The sequence below is a fragment of the Pleionea sediminis genome, assembly GCF_007570825.1.
Classification (GTDB): Bacteria; Pseudomonadota; Gammaproteobacteria; order Enterobacterales; family Kangiellaceae; genus Pleionea; species Pleionea sediminis.
Genome location: NZ_SUNB01000001.1, coordinates 46,757 through 62,674 on the forward strand (window position 1 = coordinate 46,757; position 15,918 = coordinate 62,674).

General features: G+C 41.6%; 13 protein-coding genes. 4 read left to right on the forward strand and 9 right to left on the reverse strand.

What is annotated here, in order from left to right; translation table 11 throughout:
- Positions 1-11: 11 nt before the first annotated feature.
- The 4 genes from FAX86_RS00030 to FAX86_RS00045 all read right to left on the reverse strand — a co-directional run bounded on the left by FAX86_RS00030 (position 12) and on the right by FAX86_RS00045 (position 6,734).
- Positions 12-281 (reverse strand): TfoX/Sxy family DNA transformation protein, encoded by a 270-nt coding sequence (locus FAX86_RS00030; RefSeq protein ID WP_144391297.1) that lies wholly within the window; start codon positions 279-281, stop codon positions 12-14.
- A 155-nt stretch (positions 282-436) separates the two neighbouring features.
- A complete protein-coding gene (topA, locus tag FAX86_RS00035; protein ID WP_144391298.1) occupies positions 437-3,124 on the reverse strand; it encodes a type I DNA topoisomerase in 2,688 nt (895 codons plus the stop codon).
- Positions 3,125-3,544: 420 nt separating this feature from the next.
- Positions 3,545-6,028: an ABC transporter permease gene (locus FAX86_RS00040; protein WP_144391299.1), complete on the reverse strand. Its 2,484-nt coding sequence runs from the start codon at positions 6,026-6,028 to the stop codon at positions 3,545-3,547.
- Positions 6,021-6,734, reverse strand: a complete 714-nt coding sequence (locus FAX86_RS00045; protein WP_144391300.1) for an ABC transporter ATP-binding protein — start codon at positions 6,732-6,734, stop codon at positions 6,021-6,023. Before FAX86_RS00045 ends, FAX86_RS00040 begins: the two co-directional genes overlap by 8 nt.
- Before the next feature lie 45 nt (positions 6,735-6,779).
- Here FAX86_RS00045 and FAX86_RS00050 point away from each other — a divergent pair, with 45 nt between their 5' ends.
- Entirely contained in the window at positions 6,780-7,403 is a 624-nt protein-coding gene (locus FAX86_RS00050; RefSeq protein WP_144391301.1) for an arylesterase, read from the forward strand.
- A gap of 56 nt (positions 7,404-7,459) precedes the next feature.
- Here the strand turns inward: FAX86_RS00050 and FAX86_RS00055 are convergent, their stop codons facing one another.
- Positions 7,460-8,665, reverse strand: coding sequence for an aspartate aminotransferase family protein (locus tag FAX86_RS00055; protein ID WP_144391302.1), 1,206 nt, complete (start codon positions 8,663-8,665; stop codon positions 7,460-7,462).
- Between the two features lie 422 nt (positions 8,666-9,087).
- Here FAX86_RS00055 and astA point away from each other — a divergent pair, with 422 nt between their 5' ends.
- Positions 9,088-10,104, forward strand: coding sequence for an arginine N-succinyltransferase (astA, locus tag FAX86_RS00060; protein WP_164503402.1), 1,017 nt, complete (start codon positions 9,088-9,090; stop codon positions 10,102-10,104).
- Here the strand turns inward: astA and FAX86_RS00065 are convergent.
- Genes FAX86_RS00065 through astE form a run of 4 tightly spaced genes read right to left on the reverse strand, consistent with a single transcriptional unit; the run spans position 10,101 to position 13,356 of the window.
- Positions 10,101-10,367 carry a GIY-YIG nuclease family protein gene (locus FAX86_RS00065; RefSeq protein WP_144391304.1) on the reverse strand — a complete coding sequence of 89 codons (267 nt, stop codon included), beginning with the start codon at positions 10,365-10,367 and terminating at the stop codon, positions 10,101-10,103. The genes astA and FAX86_RS00065 overlap by 4 nt on opposite strands.
- 15 nt (positions 10,368-10,382) lie before the next feature.
- Positions 10,383-11,222: an acetylglutamate kinase gene (gene argB / locus FAX86_RS00070; RefSeq protein ID WP_144391305.1), complete on the reverse strand. Its 840-nt coding sequence runs from the start codon at positions 11,220-11,222 to the stop codon at positions 10,383-10,385.
- Between the two features lie 18 nt (positions 11,223-11,240).
- Positions 11,241-12,299, reverse strand: a complete 1,059-nt coding sequence (gene argC / locus FAX86_RS00075; protein WP_144391306.1) for an N-acetyl-gamma-glutamyl-phosphate reductase — start codon at positions 12,297-12,299, stop codon at positions 11,241-11,243.
- Between the two features lie 37 nt (positions 12,300-12,336).
- Positions 12,337-13,356 (reverse strand): succinylglutamate desuccinylase, encoded by a 1,020-nt coding sequence (gene astE, locus FAX86_RS00080; protein WP_144391307.1) that lies wholly within the window; start codon positions 13,354-13,356, stop codon positions 12,337-12,339.
- Positions 13,357-13,751: 395 nt separating this feature from the next.
- On the opposite strand from astE, the gene astB reads away from it, so the two are divergent.
- Both astB and FAX86_RS00090 read left to right on the forward strand, forming a co-directional pair.
- Positions 13,752-15,095, forward strand: a complete 1,344-nt coding sequence (gene astB, locus FAX86_RS00085) for an N-succinylarginine dihydrolase (RefSeq protein ID WP_144391308.1) — start codon at positions 13,752-13,754, stop codon at positions 15,093-15,095.
- Positions 15,096-15,182: 87 nt separating this feature from the next.
- Positions 15,183-15,839: a UPF0149 family protein gene (locus FAX86_RS00090; RefSeq protein WP_144391309.1), complete on the forward strand. Its 657-nt coding sequence runs from the start codon at positions 15,183-15,185 to the stop codon at positions 15,837-15,839.
- Positions 15,840-15,918: the final 79 nt, after the last annotated feature.

Genomic DNA, 15,918 nt, shown 5'->3' on the forward strand with positions numbered 1-15,918 from the left:
AGCCAGTTGTATTATTTAAAAGGAGACTCTGATGACTGAACGGCTGCGATTAAATCATGTTTAACCGACTCAGGCAACTGAGCCCAATGAATATCATGTAACGCACCATACATTGCGTATAGCAAGTTTAAACTGATCTTCTCCTCTGCCGCCTGCAATAATTTATAAGCCGCAATACAGCCCAACGACTCAAGCTCAGAGCGAGAATTAATGCCGACTCCTCGCAAGAGTTTTGCTGACTTAGGCCCCAAATTTTTGAGTTCAGTAATCTTTGCATCCATAATTAGTACATTCAGTTCGTTATCATTTGTCGATCAATTCATTAAAACTGTTCTATTTAACGCATAACGCAGAAACGCTTTTGAATTGTACGAATACAACAAACCCCACATGAAAGTGGGGTTTGTCAGAGATTCTACGACTAAAAAGTCAGACTTTAACTCGCAGTACTTTTCTTCGCAGTTTTTTTCGTTGTTGCCTTAGCTTTACTTTTCTTTTCTGATTGGACCCATTTTCCATCTTGATAATGCGCAGTCCAACCGGTAGCCTTTCCGTCTTTCTCGCTCATCACGTATTGTTCTTTATTTTTACGAGAATAACGAATAACCGCTTTGTTACCTTCTTTATCTTTAACTGGTGCTTTGGTTAAATACTCAAACTTTGGATCCAGCTGTTCTTTTACCGATAATAACTCTTCAACCAATGGTGGACGAGTCTCTCTATTCTTTGGAAATTGACTAGCCGCCAAAAATATACCCGATGCGCCATCTCGCAACACATAAGTGTCTTCAACTTTTTGGCATTGTAAATGTGGCATCGGAATCGGATCTGCCTTAGGTGGCGCAGGTTCACCATTGCGTAATAACTTCCGAGTATTTTTACACTCTTCATTAGTACAGCCAAAATATTTTCCAAATCGGCCTGATTTTAACTCCATATCAGAACCGCATTTGTCGCACTCAATTATTGGCCCATCGTAACCTTTAATCTTAAAGGTTCCTTTTTCAATCTCATAGCCATCACAATTGGGTGAATTGCCGCAGATATGTAACTTACGATTCTCATCAACCAAATACGAATCCATTGCGGTTTTACATTTAGGACAACGTCGCTTCAATCGCAAACTGCGTGATTCAGCTTCATCATCTTTTTCAACATCTTCCGCCTCTTCACCTGGAATTAAATTGACCGTATTTTTACATTGCTCATCTTTCGGCAACGAAAATCCTGTACAACCTAAAAAGACTCCGGTTGTTGCCATTCGAATAGCAAGGGGATGTTTATTACATTTAGGACAAATAATATCGGTCTCAACCGTCTTATTATTTTTCATTCCTCCTTCTTCTGGAGGTTTTTCTGCGTCTTCTAACTTTTTACTGAAGTCATCATAAAAATTATCGAGCAAATGTTTCCAATCTTTCTTACCGGAAGCTACTTCATCAAGATTTTCTTCCATATTTGCAGTGAAAGAATAATCTAATAAATCAGTAAAGTTTTCGCTTAATCGATCGGTAACAATCTCACCCATTTTCTCCGCATAAAACCGGCGACTTCTTAAACTGACATAACCGCGATCTTGAATCGTTGAAATAATTGAAGCATAAGTGGAAGGTCGACCGATTCCTCTTTTCTCCAACTCTTTAACCAGTGCCGCCTCACTGTATCTTGGCGAAGGCTTAGTAAAATGTTGTTTCGGCAATAATTCTTTCAACTTGACGACATCACCTTTTTTCAAATCAGGTAATGTTACGTCATCATCATTCTTTTTCATTGGCGGCTGAACTTTAGTCCAACCATCGAAACGCATAACGCGACCTTTAGCTTTCAATTCATATTGATTAGCTTGTGCAGTTAATGTAGTCACATCGTATTCTGCTTGCGTCATCTGACAAGCAACAAATTGACGCCAAATCATGTCGTATAATTTTACTGCATCCGGTTCCATTCCCATTAGATCGCTAGTTTTAACATTAACGTCCGAGGGGCGAATCGCTTCATGCGCTTCTTGTGCGCCATCTTTATTGGCGTATTTCACAACTTCTTTTGTTAAATACTTATCACCATAAGTCGACTGAACATGATCACGGCACATATTTAATGCATCGTCACTCAAAAACGTTGAGTCGGTACGCATATAAGTAATGTAGCCTGCTTCATACAAACGCTGCGCCATCATCATCGTTTTCTTCACAGAAAACTTTAAACGAGTGCTCGATGCTTGTTGCAAAGTTGATGTTATATAAGGAGCGCCTGGCTTACTACGTGATGGTCGATCTTCCCGCGAAACAATGCTCATATCCGCTTTTTCAATCGCGCTAAGATCTTCTTTTACCTCCTCTTCGGAAGTTGGTCGAAATTTTTTGCCATCTTTTGTAGCAACTTGCATTCGCAAGATATCTTTTTTTGCTTTTACGTCTGCTTGAACTTCCCAGTACTCTTCGGGAATGAAGGCTCTGATTTCTCTTTCACGTTCAACAATCAGTTTAACGGCAACGGATTGTACTCGCCCGGCCGATAAGCCTCGAGTAATTTTTTTCCACAATAAAGGAGAAACCATAAAGCCAACAACTCGATCAAGGAAACGTCGAGCCTGTTGCGCATTAACGTAATTCATATCTAGATGAGACGGTTTAGCAAAAGCAGCCTGAATGGCCTTTTTGGTAATTTCGTTAAACACAACTCGCTGATATTTATCGCCCTCGCCACCAATAATTTCACGGAGGTGCCAAGCAATGGCCTCACCTTCTCTATCCAAATCCGTTGCGAGATAAATGTGATCAACTTTTTCGGCTTGTGTTTTTAACTCTTTAATAACTTTTTCTTTGCCCGGCAAAACTTCGTAATGGGCTTCCCAATTTTCTTCTGGATTAATGCCCATTCGTTTAAAAAGCTGCTCTTTCGCTTTTTTTGCTTTATGTTTCGCCTTTTCTTCCGGAGGAAGCTTGCGAGTAATCGCTGCCTGACGCGCGCGCTCTTTCGGATCAACCGCACTTTTCGATCCGCCGCCCGTTGGTAAGTCGCGAACATGGCCAACACTCGACTTAACAATAAAGTCTTTACCTAAGTATTTGTTGATCGTTTTCGCTTTTGCAGGAGACTCTACAATAACTAGTGATTTTCCCATGTGCGATCAATTCGCTCCAAAATCTTTGTTTGAAATCTTCAACCCAGAAACCTTCTTGCATAAACAATGGAGATTAAATGCCCAGTGCTCTAGAGGTTGACGATAAATTAAACGATATCCAATTTAATGGCCATCTAACCTTGACAGTGAAACGCAGTGTAATTCGTTTTCTCACTTAATCAAGTCTGTCGCTTATTTATTTTTGAGTCAAAATTCTCATGAAATCAAATCATTTTTTTTCAACGATCCACTTTTAAGATGCTGTAAGCAATCATAAACTTATGATTATCAAACACTTAGCAAGTGCAAAATTTATTTTTATTCATTTGCGTGACGACGTCATAATTGTCGCCGTCAAATTAAACTAAAATACAGCCATACCGTTAAATACGTATGGTTTTTAATCAGCTCAACATCTTGTTAACTTTCATTGAGTACTGCGATCGGAGGTAATGATAAAACCTTTCGATTACCAACACTGCCAGCTGGTACCACCATTAATAAACCCGCTAACGGCGCGCCAACCCATATCCACCAATGAAACTCTGGTGGCATTTTAAAAATAAAATGGTACAAGACAAAAGCCAATCCTTCCGTCGCCACTGCCGCCAGTCCACCAGACAAAATACCTAACACCCAGTATTCAACAAGGGTTGTCTTGCGAACAAACGATCGACCCGCACCCAAAGTTTTCAATATGGCAGACTCGTACAATTTTTCATCTAGTGTGGCGCGAGTCGTTGCAAATAAAACAGCAAGACCGGCTAAAATAACGAATACCAAAACAACTTCCACCGCCAATGAGGCTTTGTCGAGAACCTTTCTCACTTCATTTAAAATGACATCCAATTCAATTACAGATTGTGTTGGAAATTGTTCAACTAAGTCGTTGAGCAAAAGTTTTTGCTCAGGTGCCATATAAAAGCTGGTTATATATGTGCTCGGCAAACTGTCCAGCGCACCCTCGTTAAAGATGACGTAAAAGTTAGGCTGAAAAGAGTCCCACTCAATTTCTCGTATCGAAGTGATTTCTGCCGTTATTGCATCACTACCGACAGTGAATGTTAAAGAATCTCCCAATGATAACCCCAAGGCGCTCGCCATTCGATCTTCAACCGAGATAACCGGCTTTGCCTGCGGCCCCATATCCCACTCACCCTCGATTAATTGGTTGGCTTCAGGGAATTCAGATGACCAAGTAAGATTAAGCTCGCGACGTAAAGAATTGTGCCCTCTCTCTCCTTCAGGAATCATTTCCTTTGGATCTTTCTCGTTAATTTGAGTGACGCGACCGCGAACCATTGGATAAACATCGGATGCTTTGATTTGCTGCTCTTCAAAGAATGTTTGCAGCGGCTTTACTTCTTCAGCTTGAATATTGACCAAGAAATGATTAGGCGCATCTTGCGGCAACTGTGCTTTCCAGTCTTCAATCAATTCATTGCGCAATAACAAAATCGTCAAAATAAGGGTTAGTGTTAAACCAAATGCTGAAATTTGAATAAGAGAAGCACTCTTGTGACGGTCCAAATGCTCAATACCAAACTTAACCGCAATGCTGCGCGACTTAGACCACCGTCGAGCAACTTTTAACAATCCATTGGCAGCAGCTAAACATAGCATGACCAAAACTCCGCCACCGACAATAACAGAAACGACCAGTTTCAGATTTTGCGCATACCAGTACAACACCAATGCCAAAGCCACTATCGCAAAACCGATCGACACCCAGTTACTCACTTTTAACGGTTCTAAATCTCGTCGTAAAATGCGCATCGGTTGCACCGAACGAATACGTATTAAGGCCGGTAATGCAAAACCAATCAACACGGTTAAACCGGTCACAATAGAAATCAAAAATGTCGTAGTTCGCGGTGGAGGAACTTGCTCCGGCAGCAAGTCGGCAAGGGAGACAATTAAGCCTTCATTGATAAAATAACCGGTTACACTCCCGATTAAGGCGCCAGTGAAACCACTCATCAATAAAACCAGACAAAAAACCGTTAACACCTGATTTTTTTTGAGTCCCATACATCGCAACAAAGCACTGTGATCAAAGTGACGATTAGCATATCGGTTAGCAGCAATAGCAATTGCGATACCGCCCAAGAGAAGACCTAACACACCCGACAAATTAAGGTAATTTTTAGCCCGCCCCAGTGCTGAGCCTAACTGAGGAGCTCCCGACATTGCACCAAGTTTTCTTTGCGACGTGTTGAGTTCGTCACCAACCCAACTATCAAACGCTTTCAAATCCGATTCATCACCCGACAGCGCTAGTCGATAATTTAATCGGCTACCCGGTTGAACAACTTTAGTCGCAGCAACATCATTGCGATTCATCATAATGGTTGGAGAAAAATTAAAAAAACTAGAACCACCTGGCTCGGTAATAATGACCCCTGCAACAGTAAACTGACTAACACCCAACTGAATTTGACCGCCAACTTCAACCGACAATAAATTTAATAGTCGGGGAGATAACCAAACGGTTCCCGGCTTGGGGGCGCCTTTGGTCTCTTCGCCCTCAGTAAAAGGTCGATCTGAAATTTTTAAATCACCCGCGAGAGGAAATGCATTATCAACTGCTCGCACTGATGACAGCTGGAATTTATCACCAGAAACCACAACACTTGAAAACCAAAGCAAATCCGATGTTTGTAGCCCGAGGGATTCGGCTTTCGCTTTAATCGACTCTTTAATCGGCCTAGGGCCCGAGATAACTAAATCAGCACCTAAAACTTGAGACGCTTCTTTGGTCATGCCACGATCGATTCGATCCACCAATAAGGTGACCGCAGTCAATCCACCAATCGCCACCCAAAGAGCAAAGATTAAAATCCGTAATTCGCCGCTTTTCCAATCACGCCAAAATAATTTCCAGGCCAATGAAAAACTAAGCATCGGTCGCCTCCGATGCTTTCTTATCGTTCTCTGAATCACGTAACGAATCGCGAATCAATTGCCCCGCTGACAACTCAAGTTGACGGTCACATCGGTCCGCCAGCTTAAGATCGTGTGTTACCAGTACAAGAGTGGTTCCTTTTGATTGATTCAATTCGAACAATAACTCAATAATATTTTGACCCGTTTTCGTATCTAAGTTGCCCGTCGGTTCATCGGCAAACAGTATCGATGGCTCTGCGGCAAATGCTCGAGCAATCGCAACACGTTGTTGCTCGCCACCACTCATTTGATTGGGATAATGATCGACTCGGTCGCCCAGTCCAACCCGCTCCAGTAGTTTCTTCGCTTCGTCATAAGCACCTTTCCCATTTTTAATCTCAAGTGGTAAAGCAACGTTCTCGAGAGCCGTTAAAGTTGTTAATAAATGAAAAGATTGGAAAACAAAGCCGACATTCTGCGCTCGAAATTGAGCTCGAGCGTCTTCATCCAATTGTGTGATGTCTTGACCAGAAAGAATGACCGAACCAGACGTCGGCGCATCCAATCCTGCCATCAAACTCAATAACGTCGACTTTCCTGAGCCAGAAGCGCCAACAATGGCAACGGACTCTCCAGAATCCACTTGGAACTCAATGTCGTTTAATATGGTAAGCTCACCAGAGTGAGTTGCTACTTGTTTTGTTAATTGTGTCACTGATAGCATAATTATCTCTAGAAACCGATTACTTAGTTATAAGGGTACATGAAAATGAAAAAAGCGTTGAGTCACATTTTGTTAATGCTTATGTCACTGTATACGCTCGCAGGTGCCAGTCAGACCCTTTTAATTGTGGGTGACAGTTTGAGTGCATCCTACAATATCCCATTGGAAAAAGGCTGGGTTCCACTGTTAGAAAAGCGAATCCATGAAAAATACCCAGGAATCTCTGTCGTCAATGCGAGTATTAGCGGCGAAACGACCGGTAATGCACTAAAAAGACTACCTGACATTTTGGATAAACATCAACCTGAAATTGTCGTCATAGAATTGGGTGGAAATGATGGCTTGAGAGGTTTTCAGCTACCCAGCATTAAAGACAATCTCAACCAAATGATTTCCATGGCAAAAAATCAGGGTGCTACTGTTGTTTTAACGGGCATTCATATACCTCCGAATTATGGTCCAGCATACACGCAAATTTTTTACAAAGCTTACAAAGAATTGGCAGAAAAACACGAAACGATATTCGTCCCATTTATTTTAAAAGGGGTCGGCGACAATCCTGAGTTGATGCAAGCCGATGGTGTTCACCCAACAGCTGAGGCGCAACCAAAGGTCTTAGAAAATATGTGGCCCTATATTAAAAAAGCCATCGAGCAACAAACAAATTAAGCGAAAGAAAAAAGCCAGCAAACGCTGGCTTTTTTAAATTGAAATCCAATAATTGATCAAGCAACGACTTGTGCAACACCACGCTCTAACGCAGCCAGGCCTTGCTCCATCTCATCGTCGGTAATCAATAAAGATGGTGCCATACGTAAGACATTAGGTCCCGCCATTAATATCAGTGCACCTTCCGCCAAGGTCGCATTCATAAAGTCTCGAGCACGACCTTGGAAACTTTCATTTAACGCAGCACCGATTAACAATCCTCGACCACGAATTTCAGAGAAACAATTGTATTTATCATTAATTTGATTCAAACGAGCCTTAAATTTTTCGTGACGCTCAACGACACCGTCAAGAACTTCAGGAGTATTAATCACATCAAATACTTTGCTCGCTACAGCACAGCCCAAAGGGTTTCCTCCGTAGGTACTACCATGAGTCCCAACAACAAAACTTTTCGCAACTTTATCCGTAGTTAACATCGCGCCTATTGGAAAACCGCCACCTAAAGCTTTAGCAGAGGATAAAATATCAGGCGTCACACTGGTGTGCATATACGCGTAGAGTTTACCGGTACGTCCCATACCCGTTTGCACTTCATCAAAAACCAACAGTGCATTATGCTTATCACATAAATCTCTAACGCCTTGTACGAATTCATTATCGGGTACGATAATGCCACCCTCACCTTGCAATGGTTCCATAACGACAGCACAGGTTTTGTCAGAAATAACTTCTTTTAACGCTTCAAGGTTATTGTATTCTACGTGTTTTATGCCGCCTGGTAATGGCTCAAATCCTTTCGTATATTTTTCTTGCCCACCAACACTCACGGTAAATAATGTTCGACCATGAAAACCTTGGTAAAAGGCAATGATTTCGTTTTTCTCTTCGCCAAAATTATCTTTCGCATATTTTCGAGCAAGCTTAAACGCAGCTTCATTGGCCTCTCCACCAGAATTAGCAAAAAATACTTTTTCTGCAAAAGTCGAGTCTATTAATTTTTGCGCCAATTCTAACGCGGGCTTATTCGTAAAAACATTACTCATGTGCCAAAGTTTTTGCGCTTGCTCATTAAGCGCACTCACCATTGCCGGATGACAATGTCCTAACGCATTAACCGCAATACCACCCGCCATGTCGATGTATTCTTTTCCCTCTGTATCCCAAAGCTTACTGCCTTCACCTTTTTCCGGGATCATTTGCATTGGAGAATAATTAGGAACCATAACTTGGTCGAATGTTTCGCGAGAAATATTACTCATTTTGTTTTACCTGTTCATTAATTTGTGGCCCGAAATCATGAGCCCAATAAATTGACTGTATCCAGCTTAATAATAGCCTTAATAACTGATTATGTTCGCGGTTTTAAAACGAGATTTCCACCCTTTTTCCAGAAAAATATTTATTCACTCTTTGACGTATAATTATTCAATAAAAATAAGCACTTAACGAACGTCTTTATTTTTGTCTATAATGTCTCACTCTACGATTTAAAGCCGAAGTTTTATGCCTTTTTGGAACCCAAACTTTCCAAAAAAATAATCATGAATTACAAGAAGTTAGGTGTCCGAAGGCGCAATACCAACATTAACCTTGTGTATTTATAATGTACAGTCGGTTAAACACTATTTTGACTCGGATTTTTTGATAAAGCTCGGATATTTGCATAGGAGTAATGCCAGTAATGATGGTTTTTCGACCCGTCGCGCAGAGTGATGCACAACAAATTGCCGACTTGGCTCAACTTACGGGAACCGGTCTGACTACACTCCCTAAAGATTTGGATAAAGTGAAAGAGAAAATTGACTTGTCCATTCAATCCTTTAATAAATCCGTTGATCACCCAGGTCCAGAATACTATTTGTTTGTTCTTGAAAATACCGAAACAAAAGAAATTATGGGGACTTCAGGACTTGCTGCAGCAGTCGGCCTGGAGCAACCATTTTATACTTACAAAGTTGGGACAACAGTTCATGCCAGCCCCAAACTCGGCATCCATAAAACGATTCCTACTTTAATTCTCGGTCACGATTACACCGGAACAACAGAAATCTGTACATTGTTTTTATCGCCGAAACATCGCGGAGGTGGTGCAGGAAAGCTTTTATCGAAAGGCCGATTTTTATTTATGGCGACTCACCAGGAAAGATTTGCAAAAAAAGTTATTGCCGAAATGCGTGGCTATTCGAATGACGATGGTGTATCACCTTTTTGGGAAAGTTTAGGACGCCACTTTTTTGATATGGACTTTGATGACGCCGACACCATTAGTGGCGAAGAAACCAATGAATTTATTGCAGAGCTGATGCCTAAATATCCCGTGTATGTACCTTTACTTTCGGAAGAAGCTCAAAAAGTCATTGGCAAAGTTCATCCAGATACCGAGCCAGCTCTCGACTTACTAAAAAAAGAAGGCTTTCGCTATCGCGGGTATGTTGATATTTTTGATGCTGGTCCAACGATTGAAACAAAACCAGAGAACATTGACACCATTAAACGCTCAGCAGATTACGAGCTATCGGCGATATCCGATATAAAAGCTGACGACTTATATCTGGTTGCAAACACTCAATCAACCAATTACCGATGCGTTCTCGCGAAAGTTAGCATTAAAGATAAAAAAATAGCGCTGGAGAAGACTTCGGTCGATGCTTTAGGTTTGAATCTGGGAGACAGAGTTCTAGCAACAAAACTCAGTTAAAAAGCATCCAAAGAATTTTGGTTTGCGACTAAAATCTCCTTTTCCTTCTTTGAAAGGCGTTTGATCGTAATTTCTCTTTTGAGAGCCAAGCTACGATCAGCCACCTCCTCTTGATAAACAACAGAACAAGGCGAACGACTAAAAAAATACTTCGCCCCTTTCTTTGTTTGGTGTTGTTTAAACCTGCGCGTAACATCGGTTGTGACTCCAGTGTAAAGCGAATCATCATCACAACGTATTATATAAACAAACCAAGATTGCATTTTAACTTTAAAAACTCAGTTATCTTTGTGAATAACCGTTCCGTATTTGCCTTGATGTTGTACCACCGACATAAAAGCACCAGGCTCTCTACCAGAAACAATAGCAATTGAGCCAACGCCTTCATCCAAAAGAGTTATCGCTTCTTCCACTTTAGGAATCATGCCACCTTGAATAATTCCCGACTCAATAAGAGACGACGCACTTTTTGGAGTAATTGACTCAATTCTCGTCTCGGGTTTTGCCAGGTCTTCAAATACCGCACCCACTTGGGTAGTGAGCAATAACAAGTCGGCTTTAAGTGCTTTAGCAATTTGGACCACGGTTGTATCGGCATTAATATTAAAAATCCGTCCCGAGGATTCCATCCCCAAAGTTGCAATAACAGGTACAATGCCCAAAGATAAAATCCCACTGAGTAAAGCACCATTTATCGAAGTCACATCACCGACTTCACCAAAGTCAACAGGATCGGGACCCGCACCAGACATAACTCGAGGCGGTCGTTTTACCGCTTCAACCAAACGCCCAGATGCGCCATGAAAACCAAAAGCATTAACACCAACGCTTTGCAATAACGATGTTAAATCCACGTTAACTTCGCCTGCAATGGCTTGCTTAACGACGGTAAGATCATCCTCACTGGTAACGCGACGACCGGCAACTTTAACCGGTGTCATTCCCAGCTGTTCTTGCAGTCGATTGGTTTGTGGTCCGCCACCATGAAGTAAAACAACTTGCCAACCATGCTCTTGTAATGACTTTACATTACTGGCCAAACCTTGTTTTTCAGCTGGGTCGAGTAGCACATCTCCACCCACCTTGATCACTGCTAACGGACTCGATTGTTCGCCCATTCATTCACTCCCATTAATCTATGGCCACATTCCTGGATTATCTAATCCAAAGTGCATTGGTTTACCCGTCATAATATTAAAACTTTGAATTGCCTGGCCGGCACCACCTTTGATGAGATTATCAATCGCAGAGGTACAACATAGCGTTTTAACACCTGTCTCTTCATCAATGCGAACGGTGATCCCTATTTCAACTCGAGCAGTTCCAGCAACTGCAACCACTTCAGGCGAAACTCCAATCGGCATCACTGTAACCAACTTATGATCTTGATAGTACTCTTCATAGATTTTTTGAATCGATTCCGCGCTGTGACCATCCGGCAAATCTAATTGCGATACCGCTAATATTCCTCGGACCAAAGGTGCAGAAACCGGTACAAAATCGAGCGCAATACTATCACCACCGGCTGTTTTTAATGTTTGAATAATTTCCGAACGATGTTGATGGTGTAATGTTTTGTAAGTCTTCAGATTATTGACTCGGATTGCATGATGAGTTCCCGCTTGCGGTTTTACACCGGAACCTGATGATCCTGTCATAGAAACGTTTCGAACATTGACATTCTTTAACAGCCCAGCATTCGCCAATGGCAATAACCCCATAGCAATTCCCGTCGCAAAGCAACCAGGACTTGCAACGTGCTGCGCAGATTTAATTTGTTTCTCATTTAATTCTGGCATTCCATACACAAAGGTACCTAAACGATCAGGACAAGGATGCTCTGGCGCATAATCTCTTAAATAATCGTCAAGATTACTCAAGCGAAAATCACCACTTAGGTCGATGATACGAACATCCAAATCAAACAATTCCATTGCCACTTTTGCTGTAATAATATGTGGCATCGCCAGAAAGACAATATCAGCTCCTTCCGCGCACTCTTTTGGAGAGATATCTTCCAACACCACATCATCATAACCGACCAATGCTCGATGTACTTTGCTAATTGGTTCTCCAATGTAATCTTTGCTCGACACTCTTAAGAGTTCGACATCATCTCGAACTAACAAGTGACGAAGGATTTCCGCGGAACCATAACCAGCACCACCAATAATCGAAACTTTAATTTTACTCATGATATCTCCTATTACTAATTCGGTTTCGCCAACTCACTCACAGTTGTGTTTTTTCAACCACTAAACCAGCGCGCTGACCGTTAGGAATTTTTGCATTTGGAAAAACAATTGCTTCTCCCGTTTTTTGAACTGTATAGCCACCATCAATATCTTCGGTAAGAACAAAGCCTTCTTCAAAGTCGGTAAAGTTTTCAACATCATCTGCGATGTTTAACTTAAAGTTGTCCGATTGCTTTACCAGCTCATCTTTTACCTGAAATAGATTAAAATCGCTATTGTTGAAAGGTTGAGTTGGAATTGTCTCGCCCTGAATCAATCGCTCCAAGTTTTGCATCATGGCCGAAAACTCTTGCATGTTATTCTCTCCAAAAGGCTTAACTTTACCAAGCTCAACGGTAAAAGCATGCGCTGAAAACTGATGGCTCGAAAAGTAAGAAAATGTTCCCGAAGGCTGGTGTCCCAATAACACAGTATTCACACCCGATGCTAAAAAAAATTCAAGTTGATGTTTATCCCAATCTCGACCATCAGGAAAAGGATAAATAGCAAACTTTTTATATTTCGAACCTCGTATAGCCGTGTGGAGATCATAATGAAATCGTCGTGCATCAGAACGCTTATTAAAAAAATCAGTAACATAGTTTTCTAACTTTTTCGCACGCTCAGCTTCGTGATGATCTTTACCTTGATGTTTACCGTTGAATAAACGATTCATATTTTCGATGACAAAGCGCTCGGACTGATTCATCGCAACGGCATTACCAATAATAAATAAAGTCCTCGCTCTAACTTTCAATGAGCCATTAATAATTTTTTTAACCAGCTCATCAACCATTTCAATTGGCGCCGTTTCGTTGCCATGAACACCGGAAGAAATGATTAAATCGGAATCATTGGGAGTATCAGGTTCGACCACCAAAACTCCGGTATCTAACAGTTGTATTGTCAGGTTTTCTTTTGTTTTTATCGGCTCTTGTTGCTCAAAGCCCGATTCATTGGCTCGAGTCAATTCAAGCAAACCTTTTTCAATCAGGAATTTATTCATTGTTCGTTGCATATTTATTCTCAACCCCTTTAATTTCGGGGGATTTGAAGACTATCAATCTATTATACCGACTCAGGCTCGCAATGAAACACCAACACGATTTAAACCTCACAAAGAATTAATAAATAAACTTTTTGCCTTAAGAAAACATAAAGAAATAAAGTCTTTTCGTTGTTCCAGGGCAAAAGCTTTTGTTTTTCACACATTCCTGCTAATCTTTGCCAACAGCTTAAACATTAATTACCTTATTAAAGAATAAATAAGGTCTTTGTGCCATATTTATTAACGTTGTGAAATCACTCAACCGTTACAGTATTCAACTATCAGCAGCATTGGTCGACAAACCGTGTCGAGCCAATCAAATATAAAGCGCTTAGCCAAACATTCCAATACACAGGAAAAGTTGTATGAAATCTTACGAAGTCAACTTTGATGGTCTGGTAGGACCGACTCATAACTACGCTGGGTTATCAGTAGGAAACGTCGCCTCACTCAGTAATGCAGCGCAAGCATCGAATCCCAAAGAAGGTGCCAAGCAGGGATTGCAAAAGATGAAAGCGCTGCATGATATGGGATTGAAACAGGCTTTGTTGCCACCTTTAGAAAGACCTGATGTTTTTACTTTAAGAAAATTAGGATTTACCGGTAGCGACGCAGAAGTATTACAAAAAGCAGCGAAACAAGCGCCTCAAGTATTTGTTGCAGTTTGCTCAGCATCGAGCATGTGGACAGCCAATGCTTGTACAGTTTCTCCAAGTGCGGACACTCAAGACAAAAAAGTCCACTTTACAGCAGCGAACCTGGCCAACAAATTTCATCGCTCAATCGAGTCACCAACAACATCGCGAATTTTAGCCAGCATATTTAATGATGAACACCACTTCTCGCACCATGAACCTTTACCGCTAGGTGACCATTTTGGTGACGAAGGTGCAGCGAACCATACTCGTTTCTGCGATGATTATGGTCAGGCAGGTGTCGAATTTTTTGTTTATGGTAAGTATGCCTTCGATAACACCAAACCAGCCCCCACAAAATTTCCAGCACGGCAAACGTTTGAAGCCTCGCAAGCGATAGCTCGCCTCCATCAACTCAATCCCGAAAAAACAGTTTTTGCTCAGCAAAATCCCGAGGTGATTGATCAAGGAGTTTTCCACAACGATGTTATTTCCGTTGGCAATGGCAATGTTTTGTTTTACCACGAAGATGCTTTTTTAAATACTGACGAGGTTTTTAACAATATTCGAAAGGCCTATGGCGATAACCCCTTTTACTTTGTGAAAGTTCCACGGTCGCAAGTATCGGTCGACGATGCGGTACGAACTTACTTGTTTAATAGTCAATTAGTTACTTTGGGAGACGGAAACATGGCGATCATAGCTCCCGGAGAGTGTGAAGAAAACACGAGAGTGAAAAGCTTCCTTGATGAACTTATCACTCAAGACACTCCAATTAAACAAGTCAAAATTTATGACGTCAAACAAAGCATGAGAAATGGTGGTGGTCCAGCGTGTTTAAGACAACGTGTGGTGTTAAATGAGCAAGAAATAATCGCCACCAATCAAAAAGTATTTATGTCTGATGAACTCTTCGCATCTCTCAACCAATGGGTAGATAAGCATTATCGCGACCGCCTAGAAGAGAAAGACCTGTCCGATCCACAGCTTTTAACGGAATCTCGAACAGCCTTGGACGAACTTACTCAATTATTAAACTTAGGCTCTGTCTATCCATTTCAATTTGAGTCGTAAAACCAAGCACCGAAGTGCAGCTTTTCCAGCTCTACCTTTCGGTGCTATTCTGTTACACTGAACCTTTTGACGCAGTAAGTCTAAATCATGGAACTTGTAACTCCCCTAAACTCTGATGAAATCGACCGACTCTCAGCCAACCTCAATCAGCTGGATGGTCTCGATATTTCAACGATTGATGGCTTATTTACCGCTTTAGTGTCGGCTCCCGCGCTGACTAGCCCAGAAGACTGGCTTAGTGTGATCTTCGATAAGTCGCAATGGCAAGAAACATCGGAATTAATGGAGCATACCTATCGTCTTTTGGTTCGACATTTCAATGGAATAGAATCGATCCTGGCACGCGCTCCCGAGAGATTCACACCACTGTTTCTGGAGAGAGACTTGCACGATAGCGTGGACCTCATTGTTGAAAACTGGTGCCGGGGCTACGTTAAAGGCATCGCTCTCTGTCGCAACCAATGGGATACCAATAACGAGTTCATGCAATCTCGTCTGTACCCTGTTATTTTATTTGGCGGCTCAGCAGGAAAGCCCATTCGCCAATCCGCCGACCGCAAGCAAATTTTGAGCTGGAAACAAGCAATTCCAGAAAATGTACGAGAAATATACACTTTTTGGTCAAGTACTCGCCCTGTTTTCGAAAAGCCATCACCATTTATTCGCAAAGACAAGCTAGGAAGAAATGAGTTATGTAACTGTGGCAGTGGCAAAAAATACAAACGATGTTGCGGCGCTCATTAAGTCAAGCCCATTAATCCCGCTTTTCCAAACCCCCAAATCCTGATAGTCTAACCCTCAAATAAAAGAAAAAGGGTTACAT

Coding starts and splice junctions, on each gene's coding strand:
- FAX86_RS00030 (WP_144391297.1), bottom strand. CDS start 281: ATGGATGCAAAGATTACTGAACTCAAAAATTTGGGGCCTAAGTCAGCA.
- topA (WP_144391298.1), bottom strand. CDS start 3,124: ATGGGAAAATCACTAGTTATTGTAGAGTCTCCTGCAAAAGCGAAAACG.
- FAX86_RS00040 (WP_144391299.1), bottom strand. CDS start 6,028: ATGCTTAGTTTTTCATTGGCCTGGAAATTATTTTGGCGTGATTGGAAA.
- FAX86_RS00045 (WP_144391300.1), bottom strand. CDS start 6,734: ATGCTATCAGTGACACAATTAACAAAACAAGTAGCAACTCACTCTGGT.
- FAX86_RS00050 (WP_144391301.1), top strand. CDS start 6,780: ATGAAAAAAGCGTTGAGTCACATTTTGTTAATGCTTATGTCACTGTAT.
- FAX86_RS00055 (WP_144391302.1), bottom strand. CDS start 8,665: ATGAGTAATATTTCTCGCGAAACATTCGACCAAGTTATGGTTCCTAAT.
- astA (WP_164503402.1), top strand. CDS start 9,088: ATGATGGTTTTTCGACCCGTCGCGCAGAGTGATGCACAACAAATTGCC.
- FAX86_RS00065 (WP_144391304.1), bottom strand. CDS start 10,367: ATGCAATCTTGGTTTGTTTATATAATACGTTGTGATGATGATTCGCTT.
- argB (WP_144391305.1), bottom strand. CDS start 11,222: ATGGGCGAACAATCGAGTCCGTTAGCAGTGATCAAGGTGGGTGGAGAT.
- argC (WP_144391306.1), bottom strand. CDS start 12,299: ATGAGTAAAATTAAAGTTTCGATTATTGGTGGTGCTGGTTATGGTTCC.
- astE (WP_144391307.1), bottom strand. CDS start 13,356: ATGCAACGAACAATGAATAAATTCCTGATTGAAAAAGGTTTGCTTGAA.
- astB (WP_144391308.1), top strand. CDS start 13,752: ATGAAATCTTACGAAGTCAACTTTGATGGTCTGGTAGGACCGACTCAT.
- FAX86_RS00090 (WP_144391309.1), top strand. CDS start 15,183: ATGGAACTTGTAACTCCCCTAAACTCTGATGAAATCGACCGACTCTCA.